The sequence below is a fragment of the Chlorobium sp. genome, assembly GCF_021740465.1.
Lineage (GTDB): Bacteria > Bacteroidota > Chlorobiia > Chlorobiales > Chlorobiaceae > Chlorobium.
On sequence record NZ_JAIOZR010000012.1, the window covers coordinates 50,138 to 72,877 of the forward strand.

Here is a 22,740-nt window from a genome sequence, read left to right on the forward strand (position 1 = left end):
GAGGACAACCATGGCAAATCCAAAAGCCAAAATGTCTAAATCCAGAAGGGATAAAAGACGCGCCCAGTTCAACGCCCGCACGAAAGCGGCAACGACCGTTGTCTGCCCGAATTGCGGAGAGCCTACCCTTCCGCACCGTGCCTGCCGCCATTGCGGCCACTACCGCGGCAGAGCCGTTGTCACCAAATCCGCCAACAGCTGATAACACCACAGGACAACCCCTTCATGCTGACCATTGCTGTTGATGCCATGGGCGGAGACAATGCTCCCGCCTGTGTAATCGAGGGAACCATTCAGGCTTTACGGGAAAGCGGTAACAGATTTTCTGTTGTGCTGATCGGACAGTCCGAAAAAGTTGAACCCCTTCTTGCGCTGCAGGACACCGAAGGCCTGAACCTCAGATTCATGCACGCTCCTGAAGTAGTGACCATGGACGACATTCCTGCCATTGCCGTTAAAACCAAACAGGAATCATCTCTGGTCAGGGGACTGAAAATGTGCAAAGCCAAAGAGGCCGATGCCTATGTCAGCGCCGGAAATACCGGGGCCCAGATGGCCGCATCGCTCTTTGTACTCGGCAGACTGCCGGGAGTACTGCGACCGACGATTTACGCTTACTTTCCAAGAATACAGGACGGCCTCACCAACATTGTCGATGTCGGCGCCAATATGGACTGCAAACCTGAACATCTGGTTCAGTTCGCCGAAATGCTGACCATCTACCAGCGCTATGGTGCCGGTATCGAAAACCCGGTAACCGGTCTTCTCAACATCGGTGAAGAAGAGGGCAAAGGCTCCGAAGTACTGAAACAGGCATATAAGCTGCTCAAAGAGGCCGACAGCAAGGGGAAAATCAGTTTCGCCGGCAACATCGAAGGCCACGACATACTCAAGGGTAATGTCAGCATCGTCGTCTGTGATGGACTTGTCGGCAACACCATCCTGAAGTTCGGCGAAAGCATTCCCGGATTTCTGGGTTCGCTTTTCAAGCCGGCGGTGCAAAAGCTGGTTGGCGCGGGAGATCTCGATGAAAAAGCAGCAGCCCTTGCCACTCAGCTCTTTAAAAGCATGTTCGAACCTTTCGACGTGGAAAAATTCGGTGGCGTTCCGTTTCTCGGAGTGGACGGCATCTCAATTGTCGGTCACGGGCGCTCTTCGTCACGAGCTATCAAGAACATGATTTTCATGGCCGAGCATATGATCGAAAAACAGGTCAACGCCCGCATTGCCGAGGTACTTTCCGAAGCCTGATACCTGTTCTTCCGTCACAACCCGAAACCGCATGGCTCGCTGCCAGGCAGCTGATCAAGAACAATCCTGTATGAAATAACCGCATAGAACGCATGAAAGCTGCAATAACGGCAACAGCCAAATATTTACCCGACGGCGTGGTCACCAATCACGACCTTGAGCGGATGCTTGAAACCAACGACGAGTGGATCCGTTCAAGAACCGGCATCAGTGAGCGACGGATCATGAAAGATCCCGACAAGGCATCATCGTTCCTGTGCGGTGAAGTTGCAAAACAGCTTCTCGATAAACGGGGAATCAGCGCTGAGGAGATAGAACTCATCATTGTTGCGACCATGACGCCCGACATGCTGTTCCCTTCGACAGCCTGCCTTGTCCAGGACATAATCGGAGCGACCGGTGCGTGGGCCTTCGACCTTAATGCGGCCTGCTCCGGATTTATTTTCGCACTCAATACCGCAGCCCGCTTTATTGAATCAGGGGCACACAAAAAGGTAATGGTCATCGGAGGAGACAAGATGTCGTCCATCGTCGATTATACCGACCGTTCGACGGCCATACTTTTCGGAGACGGTGCGGCAGGTGTTCTTCTTGAACCGGCCGAGTCGGAAGGCTACGGCATTCTTGACGCCAGACTCTATTCCGACGGCACCAACGGCAAGGATCATCTGCTCATGAGCGGAGGAGGAAGCCTCCATCCAGCGACCCATGAGACCGTTGAAAAGCGCATGCATTTCATCCACCAGGATGGACGCCAGGTCTTCAAATCGGCTGTCACCGCAATGGCCGATACCGCTGCAGAGATCATGCAGCGCAACAATCTCGATGCCGAAAACATCGCATGGCTGATTCCCCACCAGGCAAACCAGCGCATTATCCAGGCCACCGCCGAACGAATGGGCCTCGGCATGGAAAAGGTAATATCGAACATCGCCCATTACGGCAACACCACTGCCGGCACGATTCCCATCTGCCTTGCAGAACTGGATGAACAGCGGAAACTGAACCGGGGCTCCAACCTTGTTCTGGTCAGTTTCGGGGCCGGCTACACCTGGGGCGGCATGTACATCAAATGGCAGTAACAGACACTTACCTCAGCACAGAAACAGGGCATTCATGAAAGCATTTGTTTTTCCGGGACAAGGTTCCCAATACTGCGGCATGGGCCGGGATATCTTCGAAGCCTTTCCGGCAGTAAAAGAGCTGATGCGGAAAGCCGACGAGATCCTTGGATTCTCCATCAGCAACATCATGTTCACCGGCAGTGAGGAGGAACTGCGACAGACCCGGTATACCCAACCGGCCATTTTCCTGCACAGTATCGCCATAGCGTCGCTGCTCGACAGCGAAGGCGTCGCCATGACGGCAGGGCACAGTCTCGGCGAATACAGCGCGCTCTGCTTTGCAGGAGCGATCAGTTTCGATGACGCCATGCGCATCGTGGCCAGAAGAGGTGAACTGATGCAGAATGCAGGACAGCAGAATCCCGGCACCATGGCGGCCCTTATCGGCATGCAGGACAGCGCTGTTGAAAACCTGCTGGCGGAGGCCTCTTCAGCCGGAGTCGTCCAGGCGGCAAACTTCAACTCTCCGGGTCAGGTGGTTATTTCAGGTGATGTTGCCGCGGTAAAAAAGGCCATTGAACTGGCCCCTTCGCATGGCGCGAGAATGGCGAAGGAGCTGGTCGTATCAGGTGCATTCCACTCGCCCCTGATGAAACCTGCCGAAGAGCAACTTGCTGCCGCCCTCGAAAATGTTGAAATCAGGGACTCCCGGATTCCGGTCTGCATGAACGCTGTTGCCATGCCGGTCACCGCCGCTCCTGAAATCAGAAAAAACCTGATCATGCAGCTAACCAGCCCGGTTCTCTGGACACAGTCCATAGAGTCGATGGTCGGCAACGGCATCAGGGAGTTCATCGAGATCGGCCCGCAGAAGGTTCTGCAGGGACTGATCAAAAGGATTGATAAATCGGTCACAGGCAGCGGCATCGATACCGCTGAGGATATCCGTCGATTTATCTGAACTTGAGTGAAAAAGGGCATATTCATTAACAGAAGAGAACCTACCATGTTTGAAGGAAAAATTGCAGTGGTTACCGGCGCGGCAAGAGGGATCGGGCAGGCTATAGCCTTCGATCTCGCCGAAAAAGGCGCGGGAGTGGTCGTTTGTGACATCAAGGAGGAGTGGCTGGCTGAAACCGCCGAGGGAGTCAGAAATCGAGGACGCGAAGTCTGGTGCCGGGAGCTTGACGTCACCAATACCGTTGCGGTACAGGAGGTCTTCGGAGAAATCGCCGAAACCACCGGAAGAATAGACGTTCTTGTCAACAATGCCGGCATCACCCGTGACGGGCTCCTGATGCGGATGAGCGAAGAAGACTGGGACGCGGTACTCACCGTGAACCTGAAAGGCACCTTTGCCTGTACGAAAGCCGTGACCCGTATCATGATGAAGCAGCGTTCGGGCGCAATCGTCAACATCGCCTCGGTTATCGGCCTTATGGGCAACGCCGGACAGGCAAACTATGCCGCATCGAAAGGAGGAGTGATCTCCTTCACCAAATCGGTGGCAAAGGAGTTCGCTTCACGCAATATCCGTGTCAATGCCGTGGCTCCCGGGTTCATAGCATCGAAAATGACCGATGCACTCACCGACGAGGTACGCAATAAAATGCTTGCCGTCATACCGCTGGCTCGATTCGGTCAGCCCGAAGATGTTGCAAGGGTCGTCTCGTTCCTGGCAGGAAGCGATGCCGCCTATATCACCGGAGAGGTAATCAACATCAGTGGCGGCATGGTCATGTAATTTGGGCAAGCCTATTTTCTTTGTATATTACTTAACGATTTTATTTTTTTTTATCCATAACAAACCACCAAAAAGGAGAACACAACAATGAGCGACGCCGAAATCAGAGATAAGGTATACGATATTATTGTCAGTAAAATGGGTGTCAACAAAGACCAGATCAAACCGGAATCGAAGTTTTCCGATGACCTCGGCGCAGACTCTCTCGATACCGTCGAACTGATCATGGAACTCGAGAACGAATTCGGTGTTCAGATTCCTGATGAAGATGCTGAAAAGATCAGCACCGTTCAGCAGGCTATCGATTACATCGTTAAAAAGTAACTGTACTTTCTCTTCGGGCATCACCGCCTGAAACAACATTAAAATCGCACAGATGGGTCAGGAACGCAAAAGAGTTGTCGTTACGGGAATCGGAGTTTTAGCCCCCATAGGTCTCAGCAAGGACGAGTTCTGGACCGGGCTGGTCGAGGGCAGAAGCGGCGCTGCGCCTATTACCTATTTCGATACATCTGATTTTGCGACCACGTTTGCCTGCGAGCTGAAAAACTTTTCCGCAGTTGATTATATCGACAGGAAATCAGCCGACCGCATGGACCCGTACTGTCAATATGCCGTTATTGCCGCAGAGCAGGCCCTGAAAGATTCGGGGCTTGACCTGCAGGCAATCGATCCCCTCAGGATCGGCGTCGTGCACGGTTCGGGCATAGGGGGCATGACCACCTACGACCAGCAGTTCAGAGCTTATCTCGAGCGGGGACCGAGAAGAATCAGCCCGTTTTTCATTCCCATGCTGATCCCCGACATCGCAGCCGGACAGATTTCCATGAAATTCGGCCTTATGGGCCCCAACCATGCGACGGCTTCAGCCTGCGCCACATCCCTGCACGCCATTATCGATGCGTGGATGATCCTGCAGCTCGGCATGGCAGACTACATGGTTTGCGGCGGTTCGGAAGCCCCGATCACCCAGATGAGTGTCGGCGGGTTCAATTCGGCCCGCGCCCTTTCGACAGCAAACGACAGACCTGAAAAGGCATCCCGCCCCTACGACCGCGACCGCGACGGATTTGTCATGGGAGAAGGCGCCGGATCGCTCATCCTTGAAACCCTTGAATCGGCAAAAGCACGCGGAGCAAAAATCTACGGTGAGATCGCCGGTGTCGGAGCAACTGCCGATGCCTATCATTTGACTGCGCCGCATCCGGAAGGAGCCGGAGCGGTAAACGCCATGAAAGCCGCGCTCTCAATCGCGGGTATCGACCCGGACAGGATCGACTACATCAACACGCACGGCACGGCAACACCTCTTGGCGATATCGCTGAAATAACTGCTATCAAGAAGGTGTTCGGCGAACATGCCCCGAAGCTTAGCATCAGCTCTTCAAAATCCATGACCGGCCATCTGCTCGGAGCAGCCGGCGTCGTGGAATCGATCGTCTGCCTGCTGGCCATGGAGAATGCCACTGTTCCACCGACCATCAATAACGATAATCTCGATCCCCAGATCGATCTCGATATAACGCCCAACAAGCCGAAAAAGCGATCGATCGGTTACGCGCTCAACAATGGATTCGGTTTCGGCGGCCATAACGCAACCCTGATTTTCAAAAACGCGTCCAATCTCTGACTATGATCCTCCGCTTATGGAGCAGTTCTGGCAGAAACTGACATCCCTTGCCTTTCACCGTACTCTCTCTGGCGACAATGGTGAACAAGCTTCCGTCGAGAGGCCGGAAGCTCTTCTGCCCGAAAATCTCCATGCATTTCTTCAGCAGGTTACCGGCGGACCGGGAAATAACCCGGAGATTTACCTGACGGCATTCACACACCGCTCCGTCACACACGATCCACTGACATCGTCAACCCAGTCCAACCAGCGCCTCGAATTCCTCGGTGATGCCGTACTTGATCTGGTCATTTCGGAATATCTTTACCGCGCCTTCCCTGAAAGCGCCGAGGGCGACCTGTCGAGCAACCGCTCAAAAATCGTCAACCGAAAATCGCTTGCAGGCTTTGCTCTGGGCATGGGACTCGGGAAGTATCTCATCATCGGGGAATCAGCCGACAAAAACAAAATACGCTGCAGTGAATCTGCTCTGGCCGATGCATTCGAGTCGCTTACCGGAGCCATCTATCTCGACAAGGGACTTGATGCCGCCCGTTCGTTTGTCATGAAACAGGTTATCGGACATGTGGATTTCAAGAGTATTGTCGCTTCGGAACACAACTACAAAAGCCGCCTGATCGAATATACCCAGTCTCATCACATTCCTCCTCCGGCCTACACCGTCATTGCGCAGGAGGGAGCCGAACATGAAAAGATATTCACGATCGAAGTGGCCTGTGACGGCATCGTCTGCGGGCGGGGAACCGCACCCAGAAAAAAGGACGCGGAGCAGCTTGCCGCCAGAGAAGCCCTCGTTACGCTGCTGCAGGCCGGCCAACACCCTTCGCCTGAGGCGTAAAGATTCTTTTAACTCCCTCAGGGTTTGAGCATTTCACCCCAGTGCTCTATATTGCCTATCATCAAGCCATTCAGACACCTCACGACGCCGTGCAACCATGAGAGAAAAACTGATTTTCGATTTATCCAGGGAAGGCCGCAAAGGGTACAGCCTCTCACGCAACGACATTCCCGAACTGTCAGTGAAAGCCGTTCTTCCGGAAAAATTCCTGCGAAAAGAACCTGCCGATCTGCCGGAAGTGCCGGAAAGCGAGGTGGTCAGACACTTCATCAGGCTCTCCAACCTGAACTACCATGTCGACAAGAACATGTACCCGCTGGGCAGCTGCACCATGAAGTACAACCCTAAAGTCAACGATGCTGCCTGCGACCTTCCGGGGTTCAGCGAACTGCACCCGCTTCAGCCGGAAGAGACGGTTCAGGGCGCCCTGCAGATGATGTACGAGCTCGGCGGCATGCTGGCCGAAATTGCCGGTATGGCTGCCGTTACCCTGCAGCCGGCAGCCGGTGCGCACGGGGAGCTTACCGGAATTCTTCTCATAAAAAAATACCACGAGGAAAGAGGCTCCAGGCGCCGAAAACTGCTTGTCGTTGATTCGGCTCACGGCACCAATCCTGCATCTGCTGCTATCGCCGGCTACGAAATCGTATCGGTGAAAGGCGCATCCGACGGCCGCACCGATATCGAGGATCTCAAGGCGAAACTTGACGGTGATGTAGCTGCACTCATGCTCACAAACCCGAATACTATAGGCCTCTTTGAAAAGGATATCCTGACCATCTCGCGGATGGTGCATGAAAACGGCAGCCTGCTCTACATGGACGGAGCGAACATGAACGCACTGCTTGGCATCACCCGTCCCGGCGACATGGGCTTCGACGTCGTACACTACAACCTCCACAAATCCTTCTCCGCTCCGCACGGGGGCGGGGGGCCGGGAAGCGGTCCGGTCGGCGTGAGCGAAAAGCTCATCCCCTACCTCCCTGTGCCGGTTGTCGAACGGCTTCAAACTCCTGAAGGAACCCGCTACCGGCTCAATACCGATCATCCCGATAGTATCGGGAGAATGATGAATTTCTACGGAAACTTCTCGGTACTCGTCAGGGCGTACACCTACATCCGTATGCTCGGCGCAGCCGGACTCAGAAGGGTTTCCGAGAACGCCATCATCAATGCAAACTACCTGCTCGCCCGTCTCGACGACCGTTATGACCTTCCCTACCCGAAACCGGTCATGCACGAATTCTGCCTTTCGGGAGACCGTCAGAAAAAAGCGCACGGAGTAAGAACCCTCGATATGGCCAAAAGGCTGCTCGATTACGGCTTTCACGCACCGACCATCTATTTTCCGCTCATTGTCAGTGAAGCGCTGATGATCGAACCAACGGAAACGGAAACAAGGGAGACTCTCGACCAGTTTGCCGAAGCGCTGATCGGCATTGCCGACGAAGCGGCAACCTCACCCGAATTGATACTTTCGGCGCCGGTGAACACACCGGTCAGGCGGCTCGACGAGGCACAGGCATCGCGACAGCTGAACATCTGCTGTATCGGCTGACAGAAAAACCGGCTACGGCGGCCTGAAGGAGCGGGGCATGGCAAAACATGCCCCGGAGAAGTAACGAAAAGTTCACATTAATGATTTTGCTGCAGCATTATCCGGACGTATACTCTAATCAAAACCGTGGAGATGTCCTTGCTCAGTTCAAAAGTTCTGGTACTGAACAGCAGTTACGAACCATTAAGTATCTGCGATGCACGGAAAGCCGTTCTTCTGCTCTTCTGCGGCAAAGCCGTGCCTGTTGCCCACCACCCTGAAAAGATGTTCTGCAGCGTTTCCCGCCGTTTTCCACTGCCGAGCATCGTCCGCCTGAATGTATTTGTCCGCCTCCCCTTCAAAAAAATCATGCTGAACAGGAAAAACATTCTCAGGCGGGATGGCCTGCGCTGCCAGTATTGCGGACGAACCGACCAGCCTTTGACTGTTGATCATATTCTTCCCCGCTCCCGGGGGGGCGAGGATTCCTGGGAGAACCTCATTACCGCCTGCCGAAGATGCAATACGAAAAAAGGCAACAGAACCCCTTCTGAAGCCGGAATGACCATACTCTCCAGACCGGTACGTCCCAACCATATCGTCTTTATGCAGCAGTTCACGGCTGCCGTATCGGATGAATGGAAGCCCTACCTGTTCATGAGCTGATCATCTCCACCTGCCGCAACACTCCGCGCCGTTTCCACGGTAGCTCCACCAGATCTGCCGGAGGCTCTCCGGCCGGAAAGAAAACCGGATAAGATCAAAAAAGCCGGTAATACGATTCACGGCTTTTTTTTGTATTCTTTCACAAAGCATCCCAGCAACAGCGGTTCCGCTCACGGAACCGGCAAGTACAAGTTCATGAAAAGAATCGCCCTCGTCACTGCCGCACTGCTCTGTATCACCACGCTTCTGCCCGGGTTTTCCGGGCCTGCCTCGGCAAAATCCAAACCTTCTCCTAAAAAATGGCAGGCGCAATATATTTTCAATCGCAAGGATTCCGGCATAGAAAAAGAGTTGAGCAGGATGACACTTGAGGAAAAGGTCGGCCAGATGATTATCGCCCAGATCGAAAGCCGCTACAGCGGTTCCGGAGATGCCGCTTCCCTGCTGCTCCAGCGACTGGTGCAGCAGGGAAAGGTAGGCGGAATCATGTTCATGAAAGGCGACGCGTTCAGTGCGGCAATGATGGCAAACAACTTCCAGTCGCTGGCAATGCGGCCGCTTCTGATGAGTGCCGATATGGAACGGGGATTGGCCATGCGCCTTTCGGGAGCAACGGAGTTTCCCCCCAATATGGCTCTGGCTGCCACCGGCGACCCCGAACTTGCCTTTGCAATGGCTGAAGCTGTTGCCGATGAAGCCCGAACCACCGGTATTCACCAGAGTTACTCCCCGAACGTGGACCTCAACATCAATCCTGCAAACCCGGTCATCAACACCCGTTCTTTCGGCGACAATGTTCCGCTTGCCGTAACCATGAGCAATGCCATGATCGAAGGGCTGCAGACAAGCGGCATCGCAGCGACGGCAAAACATTTTCCGGGTCACGGCGACGTCACCGTCGACAGCCATCTTGCCCTCCCGGTACTCAACGCCGACCGGCAGCGCCTCTACGCCTATGAACTCAAACCGTTTCAGGCTGCGATCGAGAAAGGGATCGTCAGTATCATGACCGGCCACCTTGCCGTTCCGAAACTGACCGGCACCATGGAGCCTGCTTCGGTTTCAAAAACCATCGTAACCGGATTGCTTCGCAATGAACTCGGTTTTCAGGGCCTCATCATAACCGACGCCATGAACATGAAGGCACTCTACAACGGCAACAACGTTCCGGAAATATCCGTCAAGGCCGTTCAGGCCGGAAACGATCTTCTCCTTTTCTCTCCTGATCCGGAACTCGCCCACGCCGCAATAGTCCGTGCAGTCCGGGAAGGGCAAATCCCGCAGGAACAGATCGACGCATCGGTAAAACGCATCCTCCGGGTGAAGAAGTGGCTCAGGATCGACGATCAAAAGCTGGTCGATCTCAACCGGGTTCAGAACCATATCAGTCCTGATGCACACCGCAAGCTTGCCGAAGAGATCACATCACGATCCATCACGGTGGTAAAACAGGACCCCCGCGATCTGCCGCTTAAAAACAGCGGAGCGTCGGGACGCCTGCTCAACATCATCCTGCAGGACAAGAGCAACCCTGAAACCGGCCGGCAATATGCCGAAGAGCTGAACCGCTCTTTTGCGGCAAGCACGGCAAGAATCGACCCGAAAACCGACTCACTATCCTATGCGGGAATACTATCTGCCGCCGCAACCGCGGACGCTGTTGTCATTTCATCCTATGTTCAGGTATTCTCGGGATCGGGAACACTCAGGCTCACCGGGCAGCAGCAGGAGTTCATACATACGCTGATACGATCTCTTCCCGAAACCAGGCCAATCATATTCATTTCATTCGGAACACCATACCTGATCGGTACCTTTCCCGAGATCAGAACCGCCATCTGTACCTATTCATCGAGCAGGGAGAGTGAAACCCAGGCTATACGGGTGCTCAAGGGTGAGCTGAAACCCCAGGGCCGGCTACCCGTATCGCTCTATGGCGTAGCGCCATGAAAACGGCAACCATTTGCATTCAGAAATCATTTCACTACAGACCATGGGAAAAACAGTTCGTGACGAATCCACCGCAAGCGCCTACTGGGCGGCAGTCAATACCTTCTGCGCCCTAAGAGATGTCCATGTCGTAGCCGATGCTCCGGTAGGGTGCTACAATCTTGTCGGGGTTGCCGTGATGGACTACACCGACGCCATTCCCTACCTCGAGAACTTCACTCCCACCAGCCTTACCGAGCTTGAAATCTCCTCATCGGGAAGTGCTGAAGTCGTCCGCGATACCCTTGCCAAACTCGCCGGAAGCGATAAACAGCTCATTCTGGTATCGAGCGCCGAGAGTGAAATGATCGGCAGCGACCACGAACGCATGCTGAACATGCAGTTTCCCGATGTAAGGTTCTTTCCTTCCGACTCTCTCGGCCAGAATGAATGGCATGGACGCGACCGGGCTCTGCGGTGGCTGTTCGAACAGTTCGATGACGGAAAACCCGCTGAAATCGAGAAAGGCACCGTGAGCATCATCGGACCCACCTATGGATGCTTCAACAGCCCGTCCGATCTTGCAGAAACAAAACGGCTCATTTCCGGCTCCGGGGCAATAGTCCGCCATGTCTATCCATTCGAAAGCGCTCTCGGCGATATTTCAGCCCTGAAAAACTCGGAAGTGATCGTGGTCATGTACAGGGAGTTCGGCAGCGATCTGGCCGAACTGCTTCAGCGTCCGGTGCTTTACGCTCCGTTCGGCATCGAGGAAACCCGCCGCTTCATTCTTGAAATCGGTCGACTGACCGGCAATGAGAAACGCGCCGGGGCATTTCTGCAGGAGGAAAAGCTTACAACCCTCAAACCGGTATGGGATCTCTGGCGCGGGCCCCAGTCCGAATGGTTTCCTACAGTCAGATTCGGTGTGGTAGCCGGAAAAAGTTACGCGCACGGACTTGAAACCTTTCTTTCCGGGGAGATGGGAATGCTGTGCATGTTCAGCCGGGACGCCGCCGAAACCGACAATTCACTCCTGCGCAACGAAATCATGGAAAAACAGCCGCAGTTCCTTTTCGGCCGCATGGCAGACAAAATCTATCTTGCCGAACTCGACTCGAAAACCCGCTTCATTCCGGCAGGATTTCCCGGTCCGATTGTTCGCAGGGCCCTCGGCACACCCTTCATGGGGCACAGCGGTGCAGTCTGGCTCCTGCAGGAGATCGTCAATGCGCTCTACGATATGCTGTTCAACTTCCTGCCCATACAGAAGCGTACCGGAACGGACGAGACCCCCCTGACCAAAATGGCCTGGAGCAGCGAAGCTGAAACGCTGCTCCAGGAAATGGTAAAAAAAGCTCCGTTCATCAGCCAGATATCTTTCGGGCGTGAGCTGAAAAAGAGAGCCGAAAGCTTTGCCCGTAAAACGGGAAAAGAGATCGTCACGGCCGAACTGCTCAGGGGAATCAACTGATATTGTTTTTTTCAGATTTTATTCGTATAGTTAAAATCCGCTTAACGGAAACGGGGATTGCCGCGCATTATGACCGGCCAGCCCCCCCGTCCGTGTAGTACTGACAAAAAGAGGCTGAGAAGATTTATCCCGCTCTCCTGCCGGGAGAGAACCCGCAAGGCACCGTGGCTCTAATGCCGCTGTTTTTGCGGCCTGACGAAACGACAAGAAACAGCATGTCTGACATACAGGAACAGAAGGCTCCGATAGCCATTACCCTGCCTGACGGGACGATTCGCTCGTACCCCAGTGGCAGCACCGGTTTTGATATTGCCCTCTCCATAGGGCGAAGGCTCGCAGACGATGCCATCGCCATCATCCTCGACGGAAAAGCCGTAGACCTTAACGCGCCGATCGAAAATAACGGCCATGCGGCGATCGTTACTTTCGATACGCCCGAAGGGCGCGATATTTTCTGGCACAGTGCAAGCCATATCATGGCCCAGGCCATCGAGGAGCTCTTTCCCGGAAGCAGGTTCGGAGCCGGACCGGCAACCGAACAGGGCTTCTACTACGACGTAGCTTCCGAGCACCGTTTCCGTGAAGATGACCTGCGGCTGATCGAAGAGAAAATGCTTGAAATCGGCAAGCGAAATATCCGGCTCGAGCGCGAGGAGATGAAACGCACCGATGCCGTTGCCTATTTCAAAAACGTGCGCAACGACCCCTACAAGGTTGAAATTCTCGAAGAGACCCTGAAGAACGTAGACAGGGTTTCACTCTACCATCAGGGCGACTTCACCGATCTTTGCACCGGCCCTCATCTGCCATCGACCTCGAAGCTCAAGGCCGTGCTCCTCTTCAATATTTCGTCTTCCTACTGGAGAGGCGATTCGTCAAGAGAGAACATGCAGAGAATCTACGGGATCGCTTTCCCTTCGGAAAAACTGCTCAAGGAACATGTAGCACGCCTGGAAGAGGCAAAACGCAGGGATCACCGCAAGCTCGGCTCGGAACTTGAACTCTTCATGCTTTCACCGGAAATCGGCAGCGGACTGCCGGTCTGGCTGCCGAAAGGGGCCATCATCCGCAGCGAACTTGAAGCCTTCCTGAAAGAGGAGCAGCGTAAACGAGGCTATCTGCCGGTTTACACCCCGCACATCGGAAATATCGAGCTCTATAAACGCTCGGGGCACTACCCGTATTACAGCGATTCCCAGTTCCCGCCGCTCACCTACCATGATGAAGATGGCAGGCAGGAGCAGTATCTGCTCAAGCCGATGAACTGCCCGCACCATCATCTCATCTACAGTTCGAAGCTGCGCAGCTACCGGGATCTTCCCATTCGCCTCACCGAGTTCGGAACGGTCTACCGTCACGAACAATCGGGAGAACTCAACGGGCTCGTCCGGGCAAGGGGATTCACGCAGGACGACTCGCATATCTACTGCCGCCCCGACCAGCTTGTCGATGAAATCTGCAACGCCATCGACCTGACACAGTTTGTTTTCAGCACTCTCGGCTTCTCGGATGTACAGACGCGCCTTTCCATGCACGACCCGGCTAACAGCGAAAAATACGGTGGCACCGCCGAAGTCTGGGAACAGGCGGAAAAAGACGTACGCGAAGCAGCGGACCGCATGGGCATCGATTACTTTATCGGCATCGGCGAAGCGAGCTTCTATGGTCCGAAAATAGACTTTATCGTACGTGATGCACTCGGACGCAAATGGCAGCTCGGAACCGTTCAGGTTGACTATGTCATGCCGGAACGCTTCGACTTGAGCTATATCGGCAGCGACGGACAGAAGCACCGTCCCGTTGTCATCCACCGGGCACCCTTCGGTTCGATGGAGCGCTTTATAGGCGTCCTGATCGAGCATACGGCCGGAAACTTCCCTCTCTGGCTGGCTCCCGTTCAGGCAGTTGTGCTGCCCATTGCCGAAGATGTGCACGACTATGCCGCAACCGTTCACGGCGCGCTGCTTGCTGCAGGAATACGTGCAGAAATCGATACCAGAAGTGAAAAAATCGGTAAAAAAATCCGCGAAGCAGAAATCGGAAAAATTCCATACATGGTTGTCGCCGGCCAGAAGGAACGGGAAACCGGCGAGGTTTCCCTGCGCCGCCACCGGCAGGGCGACATCGGAAGCTTTACCGTTTCCGGGCTTGTCGATATGCTCAGAAAGGAAATAACGGAACGAACCTGATTTTTTAAACCAACGCTGATCTCATGAAGAAACAGAAGACGACGACTCAGAAGCCGAAGCTCACCTACAGGGTCAACGAACAGATACGTGTTCCTGAAGTGCGTATCATCTTTCAGGACGGCACCCAGCAGGTCATGAAAACCCTTGACGCAAGACGTATGGCCGAAGATCGGAATCTTGACCTTATAGAGGTACAGCCCAACGCAGAGCCTCCTGTATGTAAACTGGACAATCTCGGCAAGCTTCTCTTCAAAATGGACAAACGGGAGAAGGATCTCAAGAAAAAGCAGAAGACCACAACGCTCAAGGAGCTGCGTTTTCATCCCAATACCGACAAGCACGACTTCGATTTCAAGACCGCCCATCTCGAGGAGTTTCTGCGCAAAGGCAACCGGGTCCGGGCAACGATCGTCTTTCTCGGACGCTCGATCATCTACAAGGATAAAGGCCTCGAGCTGGCTGAACGACTTACCGAACGCCTGAGCTGCGTGAGCAATCGCGATGGTGAACCGAAATTCGAAGGGAAAAAGCTGTTTGTCTACTTCGAGCCCGACAAGAAAAAAATTGATGCATTCGAACGGATAAAAGCCAAAACAAGCGCCCCCTCACCTGCACCGGCTCCCGAACAGAAAGAGAAGCCGGAATAGACGGACTTTTTTATAAAAACAAATGAGACGATCATGCCTAAAATGAAATCACACCGCGGAGCATGCAAGCGATTCAAAGCTACCGCATCCGGAAAAATCAAGCGTGAACGAATGAACGGTTCACACAACCTTGAAAAGAAAAACAGAAAACGTACACGCCGCCTGCACCAGTCAACCATACTTGACGGAACGAAGGAAAAGCAGATCAAGCGGATGATTCTTGCATAAATTGTCATAACCTTAATTTAGAGTAGCAATGCCTAAAGCAAATAATGCCGTTGCATCACGCGCACGGAGAAAAAGAGTTCTCAAGAAAGCAAAAGGCTTCTGGGGATCGCGTGGAAATATCCTGACCGTCGTCAAACACGCTGTCGATAAAGCAGAACAGTATGCCTACCGCGACCGCCGGGCAAAAAAACGTAACTTCCGTTCGCTCTGGATCATGCGCATCAATGCCGCCGCCCGTCTGAACGGCACAACCTATTCGAAACTGGTCGACGCCATGAACAAGAAAAGCGTCGAGATCGACCGCAAGGTACTGGCTGAAATTGCCGTAAAGGATCCGGCGGCGTTTACCCGGATCGTCAAATCAGTCATCGATTAAGCATCACCCCGTTTTCAATGGAAGAAGCCATTCGCAGTCTGCTGCAGGAAATCAGTGACTTCGGGATCCGAAGCGATAAGGATCTCGAAGCATTCAGGCTCAAATACACTGTCCGCAAAGGCCTCATCGCCGCTCTTTTCGGACAGCTCAAATCGGTGGCACCTGAAGAAAGACCGCGAATCGGACAGTTGCTCAATACGCTCAAGCAGAGCGCCGACCAAAAGGTTGCCGATGCCGATGAGGCTCTTTCCCCAACGTCGGCAGGCAAAGCGCCCGCGCTTGACCTTACCCTGCCGGGAAGAAGATATTTCACCGGCAGCGAGCATCCCGTGCAGAAGGTTCTGGGCGAGATGAAACAGATTTTTTCAGCAATGGGCTTCAGCATTGCAACCGGGCCCGAGCTCGAACTCGACCGGTACAATTTCGACATGCTGAACTTTCCTCCCGACCATCCGGCAAGGGACATGCAGGATACCTTTTTCGTCACCAGGGGAAACCCTTCGGGTGACGTGCTCCTGCGTACCCACACCTCACCGGTTCAGGTCAGGGTAATGCTCGACAACCCTCCGCCCATCAGGGTGATATGCCCGGGCAAGGTGTACCGCAACGAAGCCATCAGCTCCCGCAGTTACTGCGTTTTCCATCAGCTCGAGGGACTTTATATCGACAGGAACGTCTCTTTTGCCGACCTGAAAGCAACGATCTACTCCTTTGCACGCCAGATGTTCGGCAAAGAGGTCAAGCTCCGGTTCAGACCAAGCTTCTTCCCGTTCACAGAGCCCTCAGCAGAGGTCGATGTCACCTGCTATCTCTGCGGAGGCAAAGGGTGCCGGGTATGCAAGAAATCCGGATGGCTTGAAATCATGGGTTGCGGCATGGTTCATCCCAACGTGATGCGCAACTGCGGTATCGACCCTGAAACATGGTCCGGTTACGCTTTCGGCATGGGAGTGGACAGAACCGTTCTGCTGCGTTACAAAATAGACGATATCCGGCTGCTCTTCGAAAACGACCTCCGCATGCTCCGCCAGTTCCCTGCATGAAAATCAGCCCTGCCTGCGCTTTCTGCACATAAAAAAAGCCTCCGGGAATACATATTCCGGGAGGCTTTTTACATGTACATCTCCAGAGCTGATCTCTTGCGGGCCTATTTGTCTTTCAGCTGTTTTGTCCAGACTTCCATTGCTTCATTGGCTGCAGGGTTGGGCGCCTCGAGAAAGGTTACGACAAATGAATGTTCGAGTTCGGTCACACCGATCGAGCGGGGTCGCACGGCAAGCACTCCGGGATTGGGAATCTCTTTTCCGAAACAGAACACAATATTCTTCGCATCCCTGATACCGGGAGCGATCACGCCTTCCGACAGGGAAGCTGTATGTGCGTAGTGGTCAAAAACGCCGATGTACTTTACCACCGGATTAGCGTCGATCCTCTCCTTGAAACGGGCCAGAATATCATCGACACTGCGGCAGCTTGTTTCGGCCTTGTCAAGCTCGAGCGTGTAGATGGGGTATTTCTCCTGCAAAAGCGTCTGGATCATAGCGACTCCCCCTTTTTTAGTTCAATGGTACTACTTACTGGACCCGGCATACCGACCTGCGGCAAACCGTAATAGGTATTCTACAGCTCGATCAAGGAATTTCCAAAGCCGTCACATAAAAAAAGCTCCATGACACAATTTCGTCATGGAGCTTTCCTATTGACAGCAATGGAGTTGTCCCCCGATCAGGAACCCGCCCCTTCGGCTTCAACTTCGAAGTTGACCTTTACGGTGACGTCCATAAAGAGCTTGGCTTCAGCCTCGTATTTTCCAAGAGCCTTGACCGGAGCCTCGAGGGTGATTTTCCTGCGGTCGATATCGACACCCAGTGCTTTCAGCGCCTCGGCAATATCGGCAGAAGTAACCGTGCCGAACAACTTGCCCGACTCGCCGGCCCTTGCCGAAACCTTGAGGGTCATCTGCTCGATCTTCTGGGCAAGATCACGGGCGTTTTTCCGCTGCAACTCGATTTTCTTCGCCTGCTGTTTCTTTTCTGTTTCAAGCGCTTTGAGCGTACCTTCCGTCGCTCTTATAGCCATTCCTTGCGGGATGAGGTAGTTGTTCGCATAACCGTTTTTTACAGCAACAACGTCGCCTGCATCACCAAGGGCAGCCACATCTTTTCTTAAAATGACTTTCACTGCTTAGCTTCCTTGTTTCAATAGATTGCAAAATTGTTTATTTGTACTCGTCGGCAACATAGGGAATCACCGCAAGAAACCTTGCCCACTTCACGGAGTGAGTCAGCAGGTTCTGCTCCTTTGCGGAAAGCCCTGTGATGCGGCGGGGAATGATTTTCCCCTGGTCGTTGATGAAGCGCTTCAGTTTGCGTTCATCGCGATAATCGAAAAACACGACCTGGTTTTTCGATACTTTCTTTTTGGAAGCCAAAGCGTTTCCTAACGATTTGTTTCCCATTTGCTGAGTGGGTTTCTGTCTCATAAGTTGTTCTTCACAAAATTGTTCTGGTCAATCCTCCTCAATCGGAAGAAAGGTATTTGTATTCGTAGATATGACCCGGCTCTTCATCGCCGAGTTCTTCATGATGGATATCGTGGCAGTCATCCTCGATAAAGCCCTCTTCATCCTCTTCACCGTTTCGTTTCCGCTTGTTGAGGAACTGAATTCTTCTGGCCTTGATCTCGACGACCGTTCTCGACGATCCATCCTGCGCTTTCCATGTCCGGCTCTGCAGTTCGCCGTCAACCAGTACTGCGGAACTTTTCTTCAGGTTGTCACGGCAGCTTTCGGCAAGTTTGTTCCATGCAACGACACCGACGTAGCAGACATCCTCCTGCCACTGGTGATTGCTGTCACGAAACCTTCTGTTGCAGGCGATTGAAAAATTAACGACAGGTGTTCCTCCTGAATTAGTCTGCCTGAAAACAGGGTCTTTGGTCAGGTTGCCAGCGATAATAACACTGTTAATTTCAGGCATTTTTAATTCAGCCATAGCATCTTCTCCGTTTTAATCTCAATTGAAATCAATCCTCGCCTGCCTTTCCACTGAACCTTACCATCATTTCGCATCTTTTCCGGGCTCTTCCGCTTCAGAAGCTGCGGTATCTTCCGGGCTGCCGATCACAACACTGTACTTTTCAACCCTCTTGCGCATTTCAAGCAGTGCGCCGGTCAGGTGGATAATGAGATATCGGAGAAGATCCTCTTCATAGCGGAGCACCTTCTCGATTTCCGCTATAACCGGAGCTGCAGCGGTAAATTCGATATGGGCATAATAACCGATGGTCTTCTTGCGAATCGGGTATGCCATTTTTCTTCTGCCGATTTCGAGAACACTCTTGATGTCCCCTCCCTTTCCGGCAATGACCTTCTGCACCATTTCCATTGCGGCGGCAATAGCTTCGTCCTGAAGCCCTCCGTCAACAATGAGTGTGCATTCATAGAGTTTTGTTTTTTCCATAGCGCAATAGCTGATAAGTTAAACGTCGTCAGTTGCTTGCCTGTGGCGGGAGTAGGGTATTGCGCGCGCCGTTCCCCTCGGATTTACCGCATGACAACATGGAGTAAACACCACCTGCAAATTTGAACCTTAAAGGTAAGGCTTTCGACCCACTTTTCCAACCGTCAAAATCATGCGGAAAAGGGCTGTTTCCTTGCGTCTGAACTGCAGCAAAACGCGGCGGTTCATGGCAACGGAGGGGTGTATTCCGACAGCATTCCGATATCCGTCAGACGGAGTCGGAAATATCGAGTTCCAGCAGCACCGGAGCGTGATCGGAGCTTTTTTCATCAGAATCGACCGATACTTCGATTACCCGACCGCACAGCTCCGAAGAGAGGTAGAAACAATCTATCCGCCATCCCAGATTCCGCTCGCGGGCCTGCCGCCAGTAGGGCCACCAGGTGAACAGGTCGTTTGCCTCCGGATTGCGCTCCCGCATGATATCGCGAAGCCCTGCGGCGATCTGCCGGTCAATGGCGAAACGCTCTTCCGTCCTCAGACCCACGGCTCCCGGCTTGTTCTGCGAACGGTGCACGTCGATATCGCGGTGGGCGACATTCATATCGCCGGCAATGACGACCTGCATTCCCGATGCGAGCAGCTCCGTGGCATACGCCCGGAGCGCGTCAAGGTAGTCGAGTTTTATCCGGTAGTGCACCAGGCTCTCCCCCCTGGGAACATAGGTGCCGATAAGGGAAAAAAACGGCGTATGGAGCACAATGGTACGGTTTTCAAGATCGAAAGAGGGGATCTCCCGGCTGACAGCGCCGGAGGCCAGCGACTCTCTGACCAGCATGCCGGTTCCGCTGTACCCCTTTCGGATCGTCGAGCCGTTCCAGAATTTGCGATAACCTTCAAAATCACTGATTTCGGAAGGCACCTCCGCTTCGGACGCCTTGACCTCCTGGAGCACGAGAATATCGGGCTCCCGACTCAGGATCCAGGCCTGAAGGGCGTCTTTGCGGGCGCGAATGCCGTTGATGTTCCAGGATGCTATTTTCATGGGCTATAATGTCCTGAAATAATCGAGAATCGACGAGGCTACAGCCTCTGCCTTCAAATCGTTCATGCATCGGAAATGACCTTCGGGACACCGGTCGCGGCCGATATGCGAACATGGCCGGCACCGGAGCCCCTTAGCCTCGAAAAGTACGAACGGCGCCCGATAGGGAAGAAAGCCGAACGCCGAAACCGATGAGCCGAACAGCACAAAAAGTTGTTTGCCGAACGCCGAAGCCATATGCATGAGCCCGGTATCGTTGCAGAGAACGCCGTCGGAGCTTTCCAGCACTGCCGCGCTCTGCATGAGCGAGCACTTGCCGGCAAGATCGACAACCTGCGGCAGGAAACGTTCCGGAAGGGCCTGCAGGATAGCCCGGGCATAGGAAACATCGTCCATACCGCCAAGAAGAACCGCCTGCAGGGGAATTGCCTCGAAAAGCGCCGAAAGAACGGCGGCGAAATTAGCCGGAGGATACCGCTTGGAGGCGTGCATGGCGCCGAAACAGACGGCAAGGCGCCGCCCTCCTGAATCAGGAAGGTCGCGGGCAAAGGCCAGGTCCGAGGCCGAAGGATGGAGTTCACAGCCCCGACCGTCAGCTACCACCCCGAAATCAGCAAGCGAATCCCGGTAACGGTCAACAACGGACCGATACGGGCCTGTAAAATCGATACGGGTCTTTACAAGCAGCCATTTTTTCCAGTTCTGCTTCCGGTATCTTACCACCCTCCGTGCCCTCAGGTTCCGGACAAGCGAGCGTGAACGAAGATTGTTCTGAAGATCGATCACAAGATCATAAGAGCCGGAAGGGGGCGATTCGGGAGTATACAGAGCGTGCAGTAAGGGGTTTTCCTTCAGAAGCGCAATAAATGAACTTTTGGTGCAATAGTCGATCCGGGAGGAGGGAAAGGCTGCCGCCACTTCACGCAGAAGCGGTGTAGTGAGGATGACGTCGCCGATCGAGCTCAGCCGCATCACCAGTATCGTTTTCACTGCATCCATATCATTCATCTATGACCAGAACTCCCACCACGCCCTGTAGCCCGGCTTTTCAGCCGGTTTCGACTCCTTGCCGAGAACTGAAAGCCGCTCAGCGATCTCCCGCAGCATATCCTCCCTGCCGGGCAGTTCCCCCTTGCGTTCGGCAATCATCTCCCCGGCAATTCTGAAGCCTTTGGCCGCCTCTTCCGGCGAACCGGTTTCCTGCATGGCAACCGCACGGCTGAAGACCACGGCGATCCACTGCTTTCCTTCGTCCTTCTGCAGTTCACCCCGCCGATTGAAATAGCGGAGGGCACGTTCCGCCGACTGCAGACACTCGGCGTACTCCCCCAGTCCTGCCTGTGCTGGAGCTAACGCGGCATAGCAGAGCCCGTCGAAACCGTCATGGTCAAAAACCTCTTCCGGCGGCATGGTTCCGGAAATCTCCATCGCTTTCCTGGATTCGGCTGCAGCTTCCGCATACATGCCCTCCTGCAGTTTCTTCTGCGCTTCGGCGAGCGCCATGTACGACATGGCGACTTCTTTCAATGGTTTCATACGTATCCCGATCTATGGATCAATTCATGTTCACGAAAGATATGCTGCAAGCTCCTCAGGAATTTCAGGACGACCTCGCCCATTGAGCGCCGTACCGATAATCTTTGCCTTCAGTACAGGCTTCATATCCGGAAGCCGATAGATGTCCTGATAAAAAGCGAACTTCAGCGGCGACTCCCTCATGAAGTTCAACCCGACAACAAACCGGTCGCCACTCTTAAGCGGACACTTGTAATCCAGCTCCGCACGCACGACGACAAGATTGACACCTTGACGGGTATATTCAGCGAAATCTATCCCGACCTGCTTCAGATAAACATGGCGAACATGCTCAAGATAGTTCTGATAAACGCTGTTATTCACGATGCCCTGCAAGTCGCACTCGTAATCGCGGACATCAAGTTCAAGAATAAAAGCATATGCGGAAGTCATGTCCATAAAGTCAGTAGTCAGTAGTCAGTAGTCAGTAGTCAGTAGTCAGTAGTCAGTAGTCAGTAGTCAGTAGTCAGTAGTCAGTAGTCAGTAGTCAGTAGTCAGTAGTCAGTAGGTAGAAGATAGGGGAAAGAGGGGAACCCGGTCAAGGGCTTGTGTAATATTCTTCAGGTTCCTTTTGTCCCTTTGGTCGCTGAGGTCGCTTGGCAGAGATCGGCAAAAGGGGCAGAAAACACGAAAGCCTGTCTTGCGGACAGGCTTCTTGCGTGTATAAAATTCTCGGCGACGACCTACTCTCCCGCAGTTAAGCAGTACCATCGGCTCTCCAGGGCTTAACGACTCTGTTCGGAATGGGAAGAGGTGATCACCTGGGAAATAGTCGCCGTAGACTTGACGACAAAGAAGCAACAAGAGATTGCAGATTGCGCTCTTTGTAAACCTATAAACTTTCCTGCCTTTGCAAAGATAGAGACTCAACACCACTAAGTTTTTAAAAAAAAATGGTTAAGTCAATCGGCTTATTAGTACTACTTGGCTGAACACATTACTGTGCTTACACCTGTAGCCTATCAACCTGGTCATCTTCCAGGAGCCTGATGGGGAAATCTCATCTTGAGGCGAGTTTCGCACTTAGATGCTTTCAGCGCTTACCTCAACCAAACATAGCTACCCAGCGGTGCCACTGGCGTGACA

26 protein-coding genes and 2 rRNA genes are annotated in these 22,740 nt (G+C 53.5%); 17 read left to right on the forward strand and 11 right to left on the reverse strand.

The features are described 5' to 3' along the window. The first annotated feature begins 10 nt into the window (after nt 1-10). The 17 genes from rpmF to pheS all read left to right on the forward strand — a co-directional run bounded on the left by rpmF (nt 11) and on the right by pheS (nt 16,616). Nucleotides 11-202 (forward strand): 50S ribosomal protein L32, encoded by a 192-nt coding sequence (gene rpmF, locus K9G39_RS07145; RefSeq protein ID WP_012465151.1) that lies wholly within the window; start codon nt 11-13, stop codon nt 200-202. Between the two features lie 23 nt (nt 203-225). Then, the gene (gene plsX, locus K9G39_RS07150; protein ID WP_292004238.1) at nt 226-1,251 is read left to right on the forward strand and encodes a phosphate acyltransferase PlsX; all 1,026 of its coding nucleotides are present in this window, start codon (nt 226-228) and stop codon (nt 1,249-1,251) included. A gap of 92 nt (nt 1,252-1,343) precedes the next feature. After that, nucleotides 1,344-2,333, forward strand: a complete 990-nt coding sequence (locus K9G39_RS07155; protein ID WP_292004239.1) for a beta-ketoacyl-ACP synthase III — start codon at nt 1,344-1,346, stop codon at nt 2,331-2,333. 34 nt (nt 2,334-2,367) lie between these two features. After that, entirely contained in the window at nt 2,368-3,276 is a 909-nt protein-coding gene (gene fabD / locus K9G39_RS07160) for an ACP S-malonyltransferase (RefSeq protein ID WP_292004240.1), read from the forward strand. Between the two features lie 45 nt (nt 3,277-3,321). Next, nucleotides 3,322-4,059: a 3-oxoacyl-[acyl-carrier-protein] reductase gene (fabG, locus tag K9G39_RS07165; protein WP_292004241.1), complete on the forward strand. Its 738-nt coding sequence runs from the start codon at nt 3,322-3,324 to the stop codon at nt 4,057-4,059. Nucleotides 4,060-4,146: 87 nt separating this feature from the next. Beyond that, nucleotides 4,147-4,383, forward strand: a complete 237-nt coding sequence (acpP, locus tag K9G39_RS07170; RefSeq protein ID WP_292004242.1) for an acyl carrier protein — start codon at nt 4,147-4,149, stop codon at nt 4,381-4,383. 52 nt (nt 4,384-4,435) lie between these two features. After that, complete coding sequence (gene fabF, locus K9G39_RS07175) at nt 4,436-5,689, forward strand: beta-ketoacyl-ACP synthase II (protein WP_292004243.1); 1,254 nt, start codon at nt 4,436-4,438, stop codon at nt 5,687-5,689. 16 nt (nt 5,690-5,705) lie between these two features. Further along, complete coding sequence (rnc, locus tag K9G39_RS07180; RefSeq protein WP_292004244.1) at nt 5,706-6,527, forward strand: ribonuclease III; 822 nt, start codon at nt 5,706-5,708, stop codon at nt 6,525-6,527. A 97-nt stretch (nt 6,528-6,624) separates the two neighbouring features. Next, nucleotides 6,625-8,085: an aminomethyl-transferring glycine dehydrogenase subunit GcvPB gene (gene gcvPB, locus K9G39_RS07185; protein WP_292004245.1), complete on the forward strand. Its 1,461-nt coding sequence runs from the start codon at nt 6,625-6,627 to the stop codon at nt 8,083-8,085. 132 nt (nt 8,086-8,217) lie between these two features. Further along, nucleotides 8,218-8,730, forward strand: a complete 513-nt coding sequence (locus tag K9G39_RS07190) for an HNH endonuclease (protein ID WP_292004246.1) — start codon at nt 8,218-8,220, stop codon at nt 8,728-8,730. Between the two features lie 195 nt (nt 8,731-8,925). Next, nucleotides 8,926-10,680, forward strand: coding sequence for a glycoside hydrolase family 3 protein (locus tag K9G39_RS07195; RefSeq protein WP_292004247.1), 1,755 nt, complete (start codon nt 8,926-8,928; stop codon nt 10,678-10,680). A 43-nt stretch (nt 10,681-10,723) separates the two neighbouring features. Continuing rightward, nucleotides 10,724-12,133 carry a chlorophyllide a reductase subunit Z gene (gene bchZ / locus K9G39_RS07200; protein ID WP_292004248.1) on the forward strand — a complete coding sequence of 470 codons (1,410 nt, stop codon included), beginning with the start codon at nt 10,724-10,726 and terminating at the stop codon, nt 12,131-12,133. Nucleotides 12,134-12,348: 215 nt separating this feature from the next. Next, nucleotides 12,349-14,322, forward strand: a complete 1,974-nt coding sequence (gene thrS / locus K9G39_RS07205) for a threonine--tRNA ligase (protein ID WP_292004249.1) — start codon at nt 12,349-12,351, stop codon at nt 14,320-14,322. Between the two features lie 23 nt (nt 14,323-14,345). Then, nucleotides 14,346-14,969, forward strand: a complete 624-nt coding sequence (gene infC / locus K9G39_RS07210; protein ID WP_292004250.1) for a translation initiation factor IF-3 — start codon at nt 14,346-14,348, stop codon at nt 14,967-14,969. A gap of 33 nt (nt 14,970-15,002) precedes the next feature. Then, nucleotides 15,003-15,197, forward strand: a complete 195-nt coding sequence (gene rpmI, locus K9G39_RS07215; protein ID WP_292001191.1) for a 50S ribosomal protein L35 — start codon at nt 15,003-15,005, stop codon at nt 15,195-15,197. Between the two features lie 28 nt (nt 15,198-15,225). After that, nucleotides 15,226-15,573 (forward strand): 50S ribosomal protein L20, encoded by a 348-nt coding sequence (gene rplT, locus K9G39_RS07220; protein ID WP_292004251.1) that lies wholly within the window; start codon nt 15,226-15,228, stop codon nt 15,571-15,573. Nucleotides 15,574-15,590: 17 nt separating this feature from the next. Beyond that, a complete protein-coding gene (pheS, locus tag K9G39_RS07225; RefSeq protein WP_292004252.1) occupies nt 15,591-16,616 on the forward strand; it encodes a phenylalanine--tRNA ligase subunit alpha in 1,026 nt (341 codons plus the stop codon). Between the two features lie 104 nt (nt 16,617-16,720). Here pheS and K9G39_RS07230 read toward each other — a convergent pair whose 3' ends face one another. The 11 genes from K9G39_RS07230 to K9G39_RS07280 all read right to left on the reverse strand — a co-directional run. Continuing rightward, a complete protein-coding gene (locus K9G39_RS07230; RefSeq protein WP_292004253.1) occupies nt 16,721-17,113 on the reverse strand; it encodes a DUF6858 family protein in 393 nt (130 codons plus the stop codon). Nucleotides 17,114-17,298: 185 nt separating this feature from the next. Then, a complete protein-coding gene (gene rplI, locus K9G39_RS07235; RefSeq protein ID WP_292004254.1) occupies nt 17,299-17,754 on the reverse strand; it encodes a 50S ribosomal protein L9 in 456 nt (151 codons plus the stop codon). A gap of 37 nt (nt 17,755-17,791) precedes the next feature. Further along, entirely contained in the window at nt 17,792-18,055 is a 264-nt protein-coding gene (gene rpsR / locus K9G39_RS07240; protein ID WP_292004255.1) for a 30S ribosomal protein S18, read from the reverse strand. Between the two features lie 37 nt (nt 18,056-18,092). After that, a complete protein-coding gene (ssb, locus tag K9G39_RS07245; RefSeq protein ID WP_292004256.1) occupies nt 18,093-18,566 on the reverse strand; it encodes a single-stranded DNA-binding protein in 474 nt (157 codons plus the stop codon). Nucleotides 18,567-18,632: 66 nt separating this feature from the next. Beyond that, complete coding sequence (gene rpsF / locus K9G39_RS07250) at nt 18,633-19,034, reverse strand: 30S ribosomal protein S6 (protein ID WP_292004257.1); 402 nt, start codon at nt 19,032-19,034, stop codon at nt 18,633-18,635. Nucleotides 19,035-19,302: 268 nt separating this feature from the next. Continuing rightward, nucleotides 19,303-20,079: an exodeoxyribonuclease III gene (locus K9G39_RS07255; RefSeq protein ID WP_292004258.1), complete on the reverse strand. Its 777-nt coding sequence runs from the start codon at nt 20,077-20,079 to the stop codon at nt 19,303-19,305. Between the two features lie 3 nt (nt 20,080-20,082). Further along, on the reverse strand, nt 20,083-21,078 hold the full coding sequence (locus K9G39_RS07260; protein ID WP_292004259.1) for a glycosyltransferase family 9 protein: 996 nt from the start codon (nt 21,076-21,078) through the stop codon (nt 20,083-20,085). Between the two features lie 9 nt (nt 21,079-21,087). After that, nucleotides 21,088-21,615 (reverse strand): DUF3856 domain-containing protein, encoded by a 528-nt coding sequence (locus K9G39_RS07265; RefSeq protein ID WP_292004260.1) that lies wholly within the window; start codon nt 21,613-21,615, stop codon nt 21,088-21,090. A gap of 30 nt (nt 21,616-21,645) precedes the next feature. Continuing rightward, nucleotides 21,646-22,053 carry an acyl-CoA thioesterase gene (locus K9G39_RS07270; RefSeq protein WP_292004261.1) on the reverse strand — a complete coding sequence of 136 codons (408 nt, stop codon included), beginning with the start codon at nt 22,051-22,053 and terminating at the stop codon, nt 21,646-21,648. A 271-nt stretch (nt 22,054-22,324) separates the two neighbouring features. Next, a 5S ribosomal RNA gene (rrf, locus tag K9G39_RS07275) occupies nt 22,325-22,434 on the reverse strand. A gap of 113 nt (nt 22,435-22,547) precedes the next feature. Next, nucleotides 22,548-22,740 (reverse strand): 23S ribosomal RNA (locus tag K9G39_RS07280); the annotation flags it as partial.